Source organism: Corynebacterium sp. NML120713 (assembly GCF_001875735.1).
In the GTDB taxonomy this organism is placed as follows: Bacteria; Actinomycetota; Actinomycetes; order Mycobacteriales; family Mycobacteriaceae; genus Corynebacterium; species Corynebacterium pseudogenitalium.
In genome coordinates, this window is record NZ_MLCR01000005.1 from 368,461 (window position 1) to 382,721 (window position 14,261).

A 14,261-nucleotide genomic window follows, 5' to 3' on the forward strand; every position below is an offset into this window, starting at 1 on the left:
TTGCGTCTAGCGATACAGCAACTCACGACGCACAGCGTGCGCGTACAAGAACGCCGTGAACGCTACAACTAGAGAAGACAGCCCAATATGGATCGGAATCGTCCAACGCGGCACGCCCATGTAGTACTGGCTTAAACCTACTGCCCACTGAACCACGATGAGTCCAAGAAGAATCCAGGACGTTTTCTGCGCCGCATGCGGGGCCTTCGCTCTACGTAGCAGGAAAAATGTGAACACTGTAAGAAGTAGATACGCGTACATGCACCCTGCGTGAATATATGCCAACAACGCTGTGTCAATCGCAAGCCGGCCTTCCATACCGACGCTTGCGTCACCCGAGTGCGGGCCGGACCCTGTCACCATCGTTCCTGTCACAAGTACACAGCTCAACGCAACGGCAGCGATCACGGCGATCACTCGGATGTGCCCGGGGTAGCGGTCTTGAGCAACCGTGGACTCGTCTTCTGCCAAACGCATGTACAGCAATGCAGCGACCCACACGAGCACCATCGAAGGCAAGAAGTGCACGGCGACCGCCCACCACTGCAAATCAAGGCGAACAGAAATACCGCCGATAATCGCCTGGACAACCACGCCGACGAGGGAGAACCATGCCAAGAATTGGGCATCTCGACCGCGGGATGCGCGGTAGACAGCCCAAAGCACGGCGATCGCGGCAGCCGCGACCACGAAAGCAAGCAGGCGGTTTCCAAACTCAATGGCTTGGTGAATCCAAGGTGCGGCACCAGCGACGGGGACAAGCGAACCTTCATGGCAAAGTGGCCACGTATTGCAACCAAGCCCCGAACCGGTCACTCGCACCAACGACCCTGTTACGGTGATCCCGCCTTGGCAGAGCAAGAGAATCATGGCTAGAGTTCGTTGCAACTTCAGACTGGGGGCTTGCTTTTTATCCTGATGCGTCATCGGCGCACCGGTCTGTTGTAAAGTCATGCACTTTCCTTGGACGTATAAAACACGTTCGACTATTCAGGCTCGAATCTTAGTCGATGAGCGCATGGCCTTAATCATCGAAACGGAAGAAGCGAACGCTTGAGCCAACGCCGACGATGAGCCACGCTAGCAAGCTAAGCAACGCAGGACCATTGGCAGTCAGCGCGAGTGCATCAGAAATACCAGCTGCCAGCGAAACCGTGGGTACTAGGTTCCACCAACCAGCGTGGCTAAGGTCGCCAGAATAGACGACCCAACCCACGATTCCCATCATGATTACCCACATTAAATTCGAAATGGCAAGGACCATCTCGGAACTTAGCGAGCCGCCCATGAGCAAGCCCAAGGAAGTAAAGCAAGCAACCCCCAGGAACAAGACGCAGGCACCAAGCACCGCGCCAACGACTGAGGGGCGCCAGCCAAGGAAACCTGCAACGGCTCCTAGCACCGCAATCTGGACGCAGACCATCGCGACCACGCCAAGGATTTTTCCGACGATGATCGTCCACGGTGGGACTCCGGAAGCACCGGTCCGCTTCAGCGCACCGTATCGGCGGTCAAAGGCGAGCGAAATCGCCTGGCCCGTAAATCCAGAGCTGGTCGCCGCGACGGCAAACACCATCGGCACCAGGGTGTCGAGGCTGTAGTCATCCCCAAAAACAGGCAAATATACTGATGCGATGAGCAACGCTGCCGGGATGAAGATGCTGAGCACCAACTGTTCGCCGTGACGGAGCATCAGCTTGCTTTCGATGAGTCCCTGAGCGCTGGCCATCGCAAACTTCGACGACCGTTGCGGGGCGGGCGTAAAGGTTCCTTCCTTGATGTGCACCGCTAGCTCCTTAATTCCTTACCGGTGATGTTCAAAAACACTTCTTCCAACGCCATGTGGCTTACTTGCATATCCCGAATCAGCACGGATTGGCGAAGTGCTTCTTCGGTAATACAGGCGACGAGTTCAGGAGAAACCGAACCGTTGACTACGTAGCGCATTGGGCGAACTTGGGTCACAGCTGTATCGATCTGACACAAAGCCACGTGCTGCTTCAGCTTCTCGACGTCGAGTGGTCGCGCCGTACCGAACGTGATTTGCTGCTCAAATGATCCGCTGGTCAGGTCCGCCGGTGTACCCGCGGCGACTACCTTTCCATGATCCATAATCACGATGTCATCGGCGAGCGACTCCGCCTCGTCCATCAGGTGAGTAGTTAGGACGATCGTGGTTCCGTCACGTTTTAGCGCAGAAACAATATCCCACATAGCGTTGCGTGACTGTGCGTCCATGCCAGCGGTTGGCTCATCAAGAAAAACCAGCTCCGGACGACCTATAAGTGCAAGCGCCAGGGACAAGCGTTGCTTTTGCCCTCCGGAGAGGCGTCGATACGTGGTATTGGCGACTCCCTCGAGCCCTAGGAGGGCCATGAGCCACTCAGGGTCGTGAGGATTTGCGTTGTATGAAGCCGAAAGCTTCAGCATTTCTCTGACTTTGACGCCCGAATATGATCCGCCACCCTGCAGCATGATCCCAATTCGGTCGCGCACACGCTGAGGGTGGGTTGCAGGGTTTTCGCCTAGTACCGTGATTGTCCCTGAGGTTGGCCGGGTGAATCCTTCACACATCTCGATGGTCGTTGTCTTGCCGGCTCCATTCGGACCGAGCAAAGCCAGCACGGTTCCTTCTTTTGCGGCAAACGATGCTCCATCTACAGCAGTAACGTCCCCAAAAGTTTTCTTCACATTGTCAACTGAAAGAACAGGCGCGTTCATGGATAGCTAGTGTAGCCTGCCGGCACCAAAGCGCCGATACAACAGGAAACTGAGCCCAACAAATACGACAAAACAACAGGCTGCGACACCGTAAATAGTGAAAACTGTCTTTGCTTGCAGGCCGAGACCACGCGGTAGCACCAGAAAACTAAATACAGCAGAATACACAGCCACCCCGGCGCGGAAAAAGAACCTATTTGCCCATGCAGCAAGGGGATAAATAGCCCACAGAGGGTACCAAGGGTGTACGACTGGGAAGAATATAACAAGCACGAGCGTTGCGACGCCAAGTCCACCTGCAGGGTGAATGGCTCCCCGCAACGTAGCCCACAGCAGGCGAACCAGAAACGCCACCGCGATGACCACTCCAATCCCGCGGGTGACAATGAGAACTGCGTCAATGTGGTCGCCGAGACCTAGGAGCATTCCTAGAAAGCCGCTGATTACGCCCACGTCTGTTGAAATCGAAAGCCAGCTACGAATCGACGCTGCTCCGCCTTGACCAGTGACCCATCCGAGCCCAATGCCTGTCATAAGTGAAACGGTGGCAGTAGTGACAATGAGCATAAATGTCTGAAAAAGCACCGCGATGCTAAGAGCTTTAGCTTTTCGCTGGCGTTGCCCAAGCACACGAGCGATTGCCATGCCTATAAAACCGAGACCGAGAAAGCCTGTCACTTTGACTAGTCCTCCACAGGTAATGGTGATCGCGGAGAGAGCCAGGTAACCCCACGCTTGCGCTGAACTGATGGTCCTTAACCTGTCGGCCCCGCGAAGTCCCAGTTCAAACCCGACTAACACCAATCCGAGCATGATCGCTTCATTATGGATGCCACCAATGAGATGCAGAATCGTTAGCGGATTGAGCACCCCGAGCCACAGCGCGGCAGTCTCTGGTACGCCACAGCGGCCGGCAATCTTTCGGATTCCCCACGCTGCGGCGAGCACTCCGACGAGTGATACGACGCGGTGCGCAATCACCCCGAGCACAATAGAGTCGGAGGTAATACGAGAAATTGCCGCTGCAATACCTAACGCGACAGGCCCGTAGGGGCTTGGAGAATGCGCCCAAATAAACGGGACCGAGCGCGCTAGATGGTGTTCTGGCCCGAGAAGCTCGACTGGTCCAGCGGAGTACGGGTCAAGACCAAACCGGACAATTGCACCATTAGCTAAGTATGAATAGATGTCTTGGGTAAAGAGGGGAGCGGTAATCACCAGAGGAGCAACCCATACAACGAATGTTCGCATGAGAAGCGGCGTCGAAACGCGGGGCCTCTGGCCACTTACGCCAACGAAGGGGCCCATACACAGCCAAGCGGAGACCAAGAGTCCTACTCCGAACAGAACTATGGAAGACGACGCTTGCATCATTCGGCCAAGCAAGGCCCCGCCAGGCAGAGAGAACCAAGGATTATCGACGACCGGCAAGGCCCCGCCCCCGAGGCCTCCCAAGCCAATGAGAAGTGTGCCGACCAAACCCAGCCATCGAAGTACGGCGAACCGGTTCTGCTCAGCGTAGTTGGTTGAACGAAAGTCTTGTCCTCGCCAAACCTCTTTAGAGACTCGGTGCAGCCCAGCCGACCGTGATCCAGGCTTGCCGATGCGAGGAAACGCATCAAGCAAAGACTTTATCGGTGAATCCTGGAACAACACAGGCAAGATTGTAGCCGAACGACCGGGTTAAACGTGCACATTGAATTAGGACACAGTAGTGTTGTGTAAAGGCCGGTCGGTGTACAGCCAATCGGTTGGAAAGTCAGAGATCAAAGCAGATCGAAGCGAGGTGAGCCAGTGTTGAACCAAGCGCGGTCAGTTGACGGTGGCACTCGCAAGCGAGTGATGGCGCTCTTGCTGAAAAGCGGACCGGTGACTGCATCAACGCTTGGTGAGCAAACTGGAATTTCAGCTGCCGGTATCCGTCGGCACCTGGATAAGCTCACTGAGGCTGGACTCATTGAGACGTGTGAGCCACTGCCGGTTGCTGGAGAAGAGCCACCGCGAGGCCGTCCCGCGAAGCACTACTGCTTGACGGAAGAAGGCCGAGAAAGCTTCGGTAGCAACTATGAGAATATGGCGCTTGATGCAATCGAAGCTCTTGAAGAACTTGGCGGCCATGAAGCAGTCAAAGAGTTCGCCAAAACTAGGATTGAACGCATCCTTGAAGAAGTGGAGCCGATTTCGGAGCGATCAAGCAGTGGCGACCTTGAATCAGTCGTGCTCGAAGTCGTGTCCGTTTTAGAGCGTCACGGCTATGTTGCCTCGGTGACTCAGGCAGGAACTGGAATTCAAATTTGTCAGCATCACTGCCCGGTGTCACAAGTAGCGTCTGCGCATCCCGAAATTTGCGAAGCAGAGCAAGAAATGATCGCTAAGATCGTAGGCCGACATATCCAACCACTTGCCTCCATTACAGAGGGCAATGGTGTCTGCACAACAAACATTCCACTCGCTGCTGTTCACGGGCCGAAAAATAACGTATCTGAAAGGAGCGGAAAATAATGACGAAAGCTAATCCCGCACCCGGTTTAGAGAAACCAATGAACGACGAAGAGATTATCGAGTCAATCGGTAGCTACAACTACGGGTGGCACGACCCAGACGCTGCCGGGCAGGCAGCAAAGCGTGGTCTTAACGCTGGGGTAGTCAAGGACATTTCTGGCATTAAGGAAGAGCCAGAATGGATGCTGGAACAGCGCCTCAAGGCTTTGGACATTTTTGAAAAGAAGCCACTGCCGACTTGGGGTGCAGACCTGAGTGGCATCGACTTTGACAACATTAAGTACTATGTCCGCTCTACGGAGCAACCAGCTACGAGCTGGGATGACCTTCCTGAAGACATTAAGAATACGTACGACAAGCTTGGCATTCCTGAGGCAGAAAAGCAGCGCCTAGTTGCTGGTGTTGCTGCGCAGTACGAATCTGAGGTTGTCTACCACCAGATTCGTGAGGATCTCGAAAAGAAGGGTGTCATCTTCGTAGACACTGACACCGCGCTTCGCGAGCACGAGGACATCTTTAAGGAGTACTTCGGCTCGGTCATCCCCGCTGGCGATAACAAGTTCTCAGCTCTGAATACGGCAGTATGGTCAGGCGGTTCGTTTATCTATGTTCCGCCGGGCGTCCACGTCGATATCCCGCTCCAGGCATACTTCCGTATTAATACCGAGAACATGGGCCAGTTCGAGCGCACGCTCATCATCGTTGATGAGGACGCCTACGTCCACTACGTAGAAGGATGCACCGCCCCGATTTACAAGTCCGACTCGCTTCACTCCGCGGTCGTTGAAATCATCGTGAAGAAAGGTGGCCGCTGCCGGTACACCACGATCCAGAACTGGTCGAACAACGTTTACAACCTCGTCACCAAGCGCGCTAAGGCCGAAGAGGGCGCAGTGATGGAGTGGGTCGACGGCAATATCGGTTCAAAGGTGACGATGAAGTACCCAGCAGTCTGGATGACTGGCGAGTATGCCCGTGGCGAAGTGCTTTCCGTCGCATTTGCTGGTGAAGGACAGTTCCAGGACACCGGTGCCAAGATGACACACATGGCTCCGCACACCTCGAGTTCAATCGTTTCAAAGTCAGTTGCGCGCAGTGGCGGACGCGCGGCCTACCGTGGCCTGGTACAGATCAACGCAAACGCGCATGATTCCGCCTCGAACGTTGAGTGCGACGCGTTGCTTGTCGATGACATTTCTCGTTCTGACACTTACCCGTACAACGACATTAGGAACGATCGGGTTACGCTCGGACACGAGGCGAAAGTCTCCAAGGTCTCTGAAGAGCAGCTGTTCTACCTGATGTCCCGCGGTATTGCCGAAGAAGAAGCTATGGCGATGATTGTCCGTGGCTTCGTCGAGCCTATTGCCAAGGAGCTCCCGATGGAGTACGCCCTGGAGCTCAACCGTCTGATTGAATTGCAAATGGAAGGATCAGTGGGCTAATCACCATGACTTCAACGATTAATCCCGTATCGAATGCAACTCCTCACAACAACAAGGGAGATCTGTTTTCGTCGTTCAATGTTGAGGATTTTCCCGTTCCACGTGGACGTGACGAAGTCTGGCGGTTCATTCCACTTCGCCGCATCCGAGGTCTGCACAACGGGGAGTTCCCGCAACAGGCTGACGCCCAGATCACGATTGATGCGCCAGATGAGGTCGTCGTCACGGAGCTTGACGCAGCTGACGATCAGCTCAAAGTAGCCGGCGCGCCCGTAGACCGCGTTGCTGCACAAGCATGGTCGAGCGCGAAAACCGGCACCTTGATTACCGTGCCTGGTAACAGCAAGTTGTCCAAGCCCATCACCGTCACCATCACTGGTGCCGGCGCCGACGTGACATCCTTTGCAACGATCCTTTTTGAAGTTGGGACCCATGCAGAGGCTGACATCGTTGTCAAGTACACCGGCACAGGTGTGCATGCAGACAACGTCAATTGGCATATCGGCGCAGGCGCGCACGTACGCGCAGTCGTAGATACGGACTGGGACTTGGACGCAGTACACATTGGTCAACAGTCCATCTTGATGGAGCGCGATTCGGTACTGCGCCACAACGTAGCAGCGTTTGGTGGCGAGATCGTGCGCATCACGCCACGAGTCAAATTCACGGCCCCAGGGGCAGACGTCGAGCTCAACGGCGTTTACTTTGCGGATGCGGGTCAGTACATCGAAAACCGTATGCTGGTCGACCACAGCGTTCCGAACTGCCGGTCGAACGTGCTGTACAAGGGTGCGTTGCAAGGCGACAAGGCGTCGGATCTGCCAGAAGCACGAACCTGCTGGGTCGGTGATGTGCTGATTCGCGCAGGCGCGCACGGCACAGATACATATGAAACGAACCGGAACCTGGTCTTGACGGATGGTGCTCGCGCTGACGCAATTCCAAACCTCGAGATCGAGACTGGTGAAATCGCTGGAGCCGGCCATGCCGCAACCGTTGGTCGGTTCGATGACGAGCAAGTGTTTTATCTCCGGTCCAGGGGCATCCCTGAGGACGAAGCCACGCGCTTGATCATTCGCGGATTCTTTAACGAGGTCCTCAATCAGGTCCCGCTCGAAGACCTCCGTGAAGAACTCGTTGCACGTGTGGCCGGAGAGCTCGAGCAAACGAACCAGTAAAACGAAAAGGAATCAGTAAAACAATGTCTACCCTGGAAATCAAGAACCTCCACGCAAACGTCCTGCCGACCGAGGAAGGTCAAGAGCCAACGCCGATTCTCAAGGGCGTAAACCTCACTATTAAGGGCGGAGAGACTCACGCCATCATGGGGCCGAATGGTTCCGGTAAGTCCACGCTTGCCTACACGCTCGCTGGTCATCCACGCTACGAAGTTACTGAAGGCGAAGTACTCCTCGATGGTGAGAACATCCTCGAGATGGATATCGACGAACGCGCTCGCGCCGGACTCTTCCTGGCAATGCAGTACCCAGTTGAGGTGCCGGGCGTCTCTTCTTCGAACTTTATGCGCTCTGCTGTGACTGCTGTTCGTGGGGAAGCGCCGAAGCTTCGCGATTGGGTTCGTGAACTCAATGATGCTCGCGACTTGTTGAAGATGGACTCTTCCTTCACTGAGCGTTCGGTCAACGAAGGCTTTTCTGGCGGTGAGAAGAAGCGACATGAGGTCATGCAGTTGTCGTTGCTCAAGCCGAAGTTTGCTGTGATGGACGAAACGGACTCCGGCCTTGACGTCGATGCGCTGCGAATCGTATCCGAGGGGATCAACCGCTACCAGGAAGAAACCAACGGCGGTGTCCTAATGATCACCCACTACAAGCGGATCCTGGAGTATGTGAAGCCTGACTTCATTCACATCTTCTCGGATGGCAAGGTCATCCAGACTGGCGACGCCTCGTTGGCTGATGTTCTCGAGGCAGAGGGATACGAAAAGTTCATCTAATGGGATACTTACATTCCGATGGAACACTGAACACAGACGCGATTCGCGCAGAGTTCCCGATCCTGAGTCGGACCGTGCGCGATGGGAAGCCCCTCGTCTATTTGGACTCCGGGGCTACGTCCCAGCGTCCGCAGTCTGTGTGGAACGCTGAGCAAGAATTCGTCCTGAACACATTTGCACCAGTCCATCGTGGCTCCTACCAACTGGCTGAGGAGGCGACAGACGCTTATGAAACTGCCCGTGAGCGTATCGCTAACTTTGTTGGTGCTGACGGGGAGGAGATTGCATTCACGAAGAACGCTACTGAGGCTCTGAACCTCGTCGCATATGTTCTTGGTGATGATCGTGCCGGTAAGCACCAGATCAAACGCGGAGACACGATTGTTGTCACTGAACTGGAGCACCACGCGAACCTCGTGCCTTGGCAAGAACTGGCCCGCCGCACTGGAGCAACGCTCAAGTGGTACTCGATGACTGCTAATGGACGCATCGACCTTGACAGCTTGGAACTCGACGATACTGTAAAAGTTGTTGCGTTCACGCACCAATCAAACGTAACTGGTGCAGTAGCGGACGTCGATGAAATCGTGAGGCGTGCTCGCGCAGTAGGAGCACTCACGGTCCTTGATGCGTGCCAATCTGTTCCGCATATGCCTGTTAACTTTCACGAGCTTGACGTCGACTTTGCAGCGTTCTCAGGGCATAAGATGTGTGGACCTTCTGGTGTGGGCGCCGTATACGCGAGAAAGTCGATCTTCAGGGAACTTCCACCATTTTTGACAGGTGGATCCATGATCGAGATCGTCAAGATGGACTCTTCGACGTATGCGCCGACGCCCCAACGGTTCGAAGCTGGCACGCAGATGACAAGCCAGGTCGTTGGCCTTGGTGCTGCCGTCGAGTTCTTGGAATCCATCGGAATGGAAAATGTCCAACGCCACGAGCATATGTTGACGGAGTATGCCCTGGAAAGAATGCAAGAGATTCCAGGATTAGTTATCGCTGGTCCTGCGGTGGCTGAACAGCGCGGCGGTGCGATCGCTTTTACCGTCGATGGCGTGCATCCGCATGATTTAGGACAGGTGCTTGATGCTCACGGTGTCGCTATCCGCACCGGCCACCACTGCGCGTGGCCCGCTCACAGAGAACTCGAGGTGCAGGCAACCTCTCGAGCAAGTTTCTACCTGTACAACACCAAAGAGGAAGTAGACGCCTTGGTTGAAGCCATTCGCGAAGCGCGCCGCTTCTTCGGAGTCGAGGAGGATTCCTAGACGATGAACCTAGAGTCGATGTACCAAGAAGTAATCTTGGACCATTACAAGAACCCACGGCATAAGGGGTTGCGCGAACCGTACGAAGCGGAGGTGCACCACGTCAACCCATCTTGCGGTGATGAGCTGACGCTGCGTGTGCACCTGTCTGCCGACGGAAAGACGGTTGAAGACGTCTCTTACGATGCTCAAGGTTGCTCGATCTCCCAAGCCTCAACCAGTGTGATGACAGAAGAACTGGTGGGGCTACCTGTTGCGGATGCGATGGAAAAGTTGCACTCGTTTGAGGAAATGATCACCTCTCGCGGGACCAAAGAAGGGGATCCGGAAGCCATCGGCGATGGCATTGCGTTCGCAGGTGTTTCTAAGTTCCCAGCTCGCGTCAAGTGTGCGTTGTTGGGCTGGAAAGCATTTGAAGCCGCCACGTCCGAGGCGATAGACAAATAGAAAGGCGAAAATATGGTGGATAACGATCACACTTCGAACCTTGGCGATGGCGACGAGCGGCCAGCACAGACCGAGGAACAGCTCAAAATCTGTGGTGAAGTAGAGGAGTACCTACACGACGTCATTGACCCCGAGTTGGGTATCAATGTTGTTGACCTTGGACTTGTCTATGACGTGTGGGTAGAAACTAACGATAATGTCCACCGAGCAGTCGTCAACATGACGTTGACTTCGCCGGCTTGCCCGCTTACCGATGTCATCGAAGAACAAGCTGATCACGCTATCACGACGAATACTGTGTGTGATGAAGTCGTCATCAATTGGGTGTGGATGCCACCATGGGGACCGCAGATGATTACGGAAGAAGGGCGCGAGCAGTTGCGTGCACTAGGTTTCGCTGTTTAGACCACGTTTTCGTCTACTCACGCGGCCTTGTAGAGTAACCCTTTGTGATTGTTACTAATGATCTCGAAGTCCGTGTAGGAGCCCGGACGCTTCTCGAAGCGCCTGGGCAGCATCTCCGTGTTCAACCTGGTGACAGAATCGGTCTCGTCGGCCGAAATGGTGCCGGGAAGACCACTACGATGCGAATCCTCGCAGGAGAAACAGAACCCTACGCGGGCACGGTTACTCGTACTGGCGAGATCGGATACCTGCCACAAGACTCCAAAGAAGGCAATATCGAGCAGAGTGCCCGAGATCGCGTTCTTTCGGCGCGAGGCCTTGATCAGATCCAACGCTCGATGGATCGGCAGCGTTCCATCATGGAAGAGTCAGATGGTGCGACCCGTGATAAAGCAATCGAGAAGTTTTCCCGGCTCGAAGAGCAGTACCACGCGCTAGGCGGTTACGAGGCGAACGCAGAGGCTGCGCAGATTTGTGACAACCTCGGGCTTCCAGCACGAGTGCTCGACCAACAGCTCAGTACCCTCAGCGGTGGTCAACGCCGTCGCGTGGAGTTGGCACAGATCCTTTTCGCCTCTCGGGCGGGTTCTGGAAAGTCCCAAACCACACTGCTTCTCGACGAGCCCACTAACCACCTCGACGCGGACTCTATTACATGGCTGCGTTCGTTCTTGAGCAAGCACGATGGTGGCTTGATCATGATTTCGCACGATGTTGAGTTGCTTGAGGCAGTATGCAATAAGATTTGGTTCCTTGATGCAGTGCGCGCTGAGGCTGATGTCTACAACATGGGCTTCAAGAAGTACCAGGATGCCAGGGCACTCGATGAAGCACGACGCCGCCGTGAACGCGCTAATGCGGAAAAGAAAGCTTCCGCACTGCAAAAACAGGCGGCCAAACTCGGAGCGAAGGCGACGAAGGCTGCAGCTGCTAAACAGATGCTTGCTCGCGCTGAGCGCATGATGGGTGAACTTGATGATATCCGTGTGGCGGATAAGTTCGCCTCCATTAAGTTCCCAGAGCCCGCCCCCTGTGGGAAGACCCCGCTCTACGGCAAGGGACTAACCAAGATGTACGGTTCTCTTGAGGTGTTTGCCGGCGTTGACCTGGCTGTAGACAAAGGCTCCCGCGTCGTAGTACTCGGCACCAACGGTGCTGGCAAAACTACGCTGTTGAAGCTACTCGCTGGCGTCGAACGTACTGATGGGGAAGGCGGTTTGGTCACCGGTCACGGACTTCGCATCGGCTACTTCGCGCAGGAGCATGACACCATCGACGGTGCCAAAACGGTGTGGGAAAACACGATCGAGGCATGCCCTGATGCCGGGCAGCAAGATTTACGCGGGCTGCTTGGCGCGTTCATGTTCTCGGGCGACAAGCTAGACCAACCGGCCGGAACGCTATCGGGTGGTGAGAAAACGAGGCTGGCATTGGCAACGCTTGTTTCCTCACGGGCGAATGTCCTTCTTCTTGACGAGCCGACGAACAACTTGGACCCGCAGTCCCGACAACAGGTGTTGGATGCACTGAAAACCTATTCCGGCGCTGTCGTCCTTGTCACGCATGACCCTGGAGCCGTCGAAGCGCTTGAGCCTGAGCGAGTGATTATCATGCCTGAAGGCGATGAAGATCTATGGAGCGACGAGTATATGGAGATCGTCGAATTGGCTTAAAACTACCTGCAAAATGTTAGTGGTCTTGTTGTCCACCAGCTACGAGATCGAGGACTAAAACGGAGATTCGAGTTACCAGATTACCGCTAATGCGCCCTCGATCGGCCGCAAAATATTTATGGACGAAGAATCGCCGACAATCAATCAGTGAGGCTGCTGGAGCACGTGATAACACCAGGCAGCTCGCTTATTGAGGCGCCGCCTGACTCCGAAAGCACTGTGGTTACGCTTGTCCTGACTAGCGTGTGACTCAACGGTGTGGTGATCGGCACACCGCGCAATAACGTACTGTTCTAACCGACGCGTAGACTGACCACATGGCCAACAACGAAAACCTGAAGTTCCTGCGTGACGCATGGAATAGCATGTCAACAGACCAAAAAACTATCGTAGGAGTGCTTGCGGCGATGGATACAGTCGGCAAAGCAGTTGCGCTGCGCGACCTCGCAAGGGCCGAAGACAGCAAATTGCGTGGCCCCAAGTGGCTGTGGACGCCGATCATCGGCGTGGTAAACACCTTTGGCTGGGTGTCTTACTTCCTTATCGGGAAGAAGCGCTAGATTCACGTGCACCCCCGGCGTAGTAACGGATTTGAGTCACTGGTTGCATCCGGGGTCGCTGCCAGGGGTAGCGATCACCGGCGACGTCGATCGCCTCGCTGAGATCTAGAAGCGTGTCGGTGCCACCTGCCCCGCCTACAGTGAGCGTCTCGCCGTCAATAGACACCTCGGACGCAAACGTTCGTTGGTGGTGTTTTTGCTTGATGAGCGAGGACGGGATTTCGGCAAACACTAGCTTGCCGCGGCGCAGTACTGTTACGTCATCGGCAACGTAGCTCGGCCGAATGCGTTCGCTGCCGATCAGCGAGGCGACGTACACAACGCCCCAGATGGACAGCAGCAGCGCAATTAACCGCACCGTGCTTTCGGGTAGGAGCAGGTGAACCACCACCATCTCAATGCACAAGACCGAAACCACGCTCACGAGCATCTGCAATCGCCCTGGCGGGTGGGGGAGGACCTCCGCATCCTCTGGCACGAGCCGGTGGCCGCGAATCCACCGCAGTAAATCGAGGTACAGTTCGAGCTCGTAGCGTGCAAGACGGAAGCCTGGATGCCTCTTCCACAGTGAGAGGACCTTATCCATCGAAGCCCTCCGCCAACGCCTGCAGCACGACTCGTTGCGCGCCACGGGTCGGCACATCGTGTACACCGAGTGGTACGTCACCAGGCTGGAGGGTAGAGAGAACGCCCCGGAGCAGCCCGTGGGGGAGGAGCTCGCGAAAGCGCGCGGCGGTTTCGGCTACGTTGCTGTCCCGCGGCCGCATTTCCCCCAGGTCGTCCCAGAGTTTCTCGGCGGCGCGGGCTGCCTTGACGCACTCCGGATCGTTGAGGTTTGTACGTAGCTGGTCCCACGTGGCGGCAGTGGTAACCCCGGTCAGCGCCATGAGATCCCACGCGTCCAGCTCGCGCTGGAGCGCCTGCGGGTCGGTGAATACTCCACCCAGTGCTTGGCGGATATCCTCCGGCGCGCCAGAAGGATTGGACGCAAGCCTGGCCAGCCTTTTTCGCTGCTGCTGCAGGTGGGCAATGCGGCTATCCAGCTGGTCTAGAGCATGCTCGACCACAAGCGCTGTGTCTTTTGCTGCGACGTCGGCGATGGGCACGCCGGCGTCGATAAGCGCACGAGCCCGGACCACAGCAGCGAGGTCGCTGATCGTGTACTCCCGGTAGTTGCTACTCGTGCGAGCGGGCTCTGCTACGGCTCCGCTTTGGTGCAGGTGGCGCACTGAACGTACGGAGCAACCTGCGGCCACGGCAACATCTGAAATCTTCACGCC

At 55.7% G+C, this 14,261-nt stretch carries 15 protein-coding genes; 9 read left to right on the forward strand and 6 right to left on the reverse strand.

Annotation, left to right across the window (positions count from 1 at the left end):
• Nucleotides 1-6 precede the first annotated feature (6 nt).
• The 4 genes from BJP06_RS01815 to mptB form a co-directional block, all read right to left on the reverse strand.
• Complete coding sequence (locus BJP06_RS01815) at nt 7-954, reverse strand: heme A synthase (protein ID WP_071572609.1); 948 nt, start codon at nt 952-954, stop codon at nt 7-9.
• 70 nt (nt 955-1,024) lie between these two features.
• Nucleotides 1,025-1,786 carry an ABC transporter permease gene (locus tag BJP06_RS01820; RefSeq protein ID WP_369822163.1) on the reverse strand — a complete coding sequence of 254 codons (762 nt, stop codon included), beginning with the start codon at nt 1,784-1,786 and terminating at the stop codon, nt 1,025-1,027.
• A 2-nt stretch (nt 1,787-1,788) separates the two neighbouring features.
• On the reverse strand, nt 1,789-2,721 hold the full coding sequence (locus BJP06_RS01825; RefSeq protein WP_071572610.1) for an ABC transporter ATP-binding protein: 933 nt from the start codon (nt 2,719-2,721) through the stop codon (nt 1,789-1,791).
• A gap of 6 nt (nt 2,722-2,727) precedes the next feature.
• The gene (gene mptB / locus BJP06_RS01830) at nt 2,728-4,374 is read right to left on the reverse strand and encodes a polyprenol phosphomannose-dependent alpha 1,6 mannosyltransferase MptB (protein WP_071572675.1); all 1,647 of its coding nucleotides are present in this window, start codon (nt 4,372-4,374) and stop codon (nt 2,728-2,730) included.
• Nucleotides 4,375-4,515: 141 nt separating this feature from the next.
• Here mptB and BJP06_RS01835 point away from each other — a divergent pair, with 141 nt between their 5' ends.
• The 9 genes from BJP06_RS01835 (at nt 4,516) to BJP06_RS01875 (ending at nt 12,981) form a co-directional block, all read left to right on the forward strand.
• Complete coding sequence (locus BJP06_RS01835) at nt 4,516-5,223, forward strand: metalloregulator ArsR/SmtB family transcription factor (RefSeq protein ID WP_071572611.1); 708 nt, start codon at nt 4,516-4,518, stop codon at nt 5,221-5,223.
• Nucleotides 5,223-6,668, forward strand: a complete 1,446-nt coding sequence (gene sufB / locus BJP06_RS01840; RefSeq protein WP_070362436.1) for a Fe-S cluster assembly protein SufB — start codon at nt 5,223-5,225, stop codon at nt 6,666-6,668. The genes BJP06_RS01835 and sufB overlap by 1 nt, the downstream gene beginning before the upstream one ends.
• A 5-nt stretch (nt 6,669-6,673) precedes the next feature.
• Nucleotides 6,674-7,846, forward strand: a complete 1,173-nt coding sequence (sufD, locus tag BJP06_RS01845; RefSeq protein ID WP_071572612.1) for a Fe-S cluster assembly protein SufD — start codon at nt 6,674-6,676, stop codon at nt 7,844-7,846.
• 23 nt (nt 7,847-7,869) lie between these two features.
• Complete coding sequence (gene sufC, locus BJP06_RS01850; RefSeq protein ID WP_070362438.1) at nt 7,870-8,625, forward strand: Fe-S cluster assembly ATPase SufC; 756 nt, start codon at nt 7,870-7,872, stop codon at nt 8,623-8,625.
• Nucleotides 8,625-9,896 (forward strand): cysteine desulfurase, encoded by a 1,272-nt coding sequence (locus BJP06_RS01855; RefSeq protein ID WP_070362439.1) that lies wholly within the window; start codon nt 8,625-8,627, stop codon nt 9,894-9,896. The genes sufC and BJP06_RS01855 overlap by 1 nt, the downstream gene beginning before the upstream one ends.
• Nucleotides 9,897-9,899: 3 nt before the next feature.
• On the forward strand, nt 9,900-10,343 hold the full coding sequence (sufU, locus tag BJP06_RS01860) for a Fe-S cluster assembly sulfur transfer protein SufU (protein WP_071572613.1): 444 nt from the start codon (nt 9,900-9,902) through the stop codon (nt 10,341-10,343).
• Between the two features lie 12 nt (nt 10,344-10,355).
• The gene (locus BJP06_RS01865) at nt 10,356-10,748 is read left to right on the forward strand and encodes a metal-sulfur cluster assembly factor (RefSeq protein ID WP_070362441.1); all 393 of its coding nucleotides are present in this window, start codon (nt 10,356-10,358) and stop codon (nt 10,746-10,748) included.
• Nucleotides 10,749-10,792: 44 nt separating this feature from the next.
• The gene (locus tag BJP06_RS01870; protein ID WP_070477088.1) at nt 10,793-12,421 is read left to right on the forward strand and encodes an ABC-F family ATP-binding cassette domain-containing protein; all 1,629 of its coding nucleotides are present in this window, start codon (nt 10,793-10,795) and stop codon (nt 12,419-12,421) included.
• A gap of 317 nt (nt 12,422-12,738) precedes the next feature.
• Nucleotides 12,739-12,981: a PLDc N-terminal domain-containing protein gene (locus BJP06_RS01875; protein WP_070477090.1), complete on the forward strand. Its 243-nt coding sequence runs from the start codon at nt 12,739-12,741 to the stop codon at nt 12,979-12,981.
• On the opposite strand, the gene BJP06_RS01880 is transcribed toward BJP06_RS01875, so the two are convergent.
• Together BJP06_RS01880 and BJP06_RS01885 are read right to left on the reverse strand one after the other, a co-directional pair.
• A complete protein-coding gene (locus BJP06_RS01880; protein WP_070477092.1) occupies nt 12,962-13,567 on the reverse strand; it encodes a hypothetical protein in 606 nt (201 codons plus the stop codon). The genes BJP06_RS01875 and BJP06_RS01880 overlap by 20 nt on opposite strands.
• Complete coding sequence (locus BJP06_RS01885) at nt 13,560-14,258, reverse strand: MerR family transcriptional regulator (protein WP_071572614.1); 699 nt, start codon at nt 14,256-14,258, stop codon at nt 13,560-13,562. Before BJP06_RS01885 ends, BJP06_RS01880 begins: the two co-directional genes overlap by 8 nt.
• Between the last annotated feature and the right edge of the window lie 3 nt (nt 14,259-14,261).

Bases quoted from the DNA above. Each gene is read 5' to 3' on its own strand.
- BJP06_RS01815 (WP_071572609.1), bottom strand. From the start codon at position 954: ATGACTTTACAACAGACCGGTGCGCCGATGACGCATCAGGATAAAAAG.
- BJP06_RS01825 (WP_071572610.1), bottom strand. From the start codon at position 2,721: ATGAACGCGCCTGTTCTTTCAGTTGACAATGTGAAGAAAACTTTTGGG.
- sufB (WP_070362436.1), top strand. From the start codon at position 5,223: ATGACGAAAGCTAATCCCGCACCCGGTTTAGAGAAACCAATGAACGAC.
- sufD (WP_071572612.1), top strand. From the start codon at position 6,674: ATGACTTCAACGATTAATCCCGTATCGAATGCAACTCCTCACAACAAC.
- sufC (WP_070362438.1), top strand. From the start codon at position 7,870: ATGTCTACCCTGGAAATCAAGAACCTCCACGCAAACGTCCTGCCGACC.
- BJP06_RS01855 (WP_070362439.1), top strand. From the start codon at position 8,625: ATGGGATACTTACATTCCGATGGAACACTGAACACAGACGCGATTCGC.
- sufU (WP_071572613.1), top strand. From the start codon at position 9,900: ATGAACCTAGAGTCGATGTACCAAGAAGTAATCTTGGACCATTACAAG.
- BJP06_RS01865 (WP_070362441.1), top strand. From the start codon at position 10,356: ATGGTGGATAACGATCACACTTCGAACCTTGGCGATGGCGACGAGCGG.
- BJP06_RS01875 (WP_070477090.1), top strand. From the start codon at position 12,739: ATGGCCAACAACGAAAACCTGAAGTTCCTGCGTGACGCATGGAATAGC.
- BJP06_RS01880 (WP_070477092.1), bottom strand. From the start codon at position 13,567: ATGGATAAGGTCCTCTCACTGTGGAAGAGGCATCCAGGCTTCCGTCTT.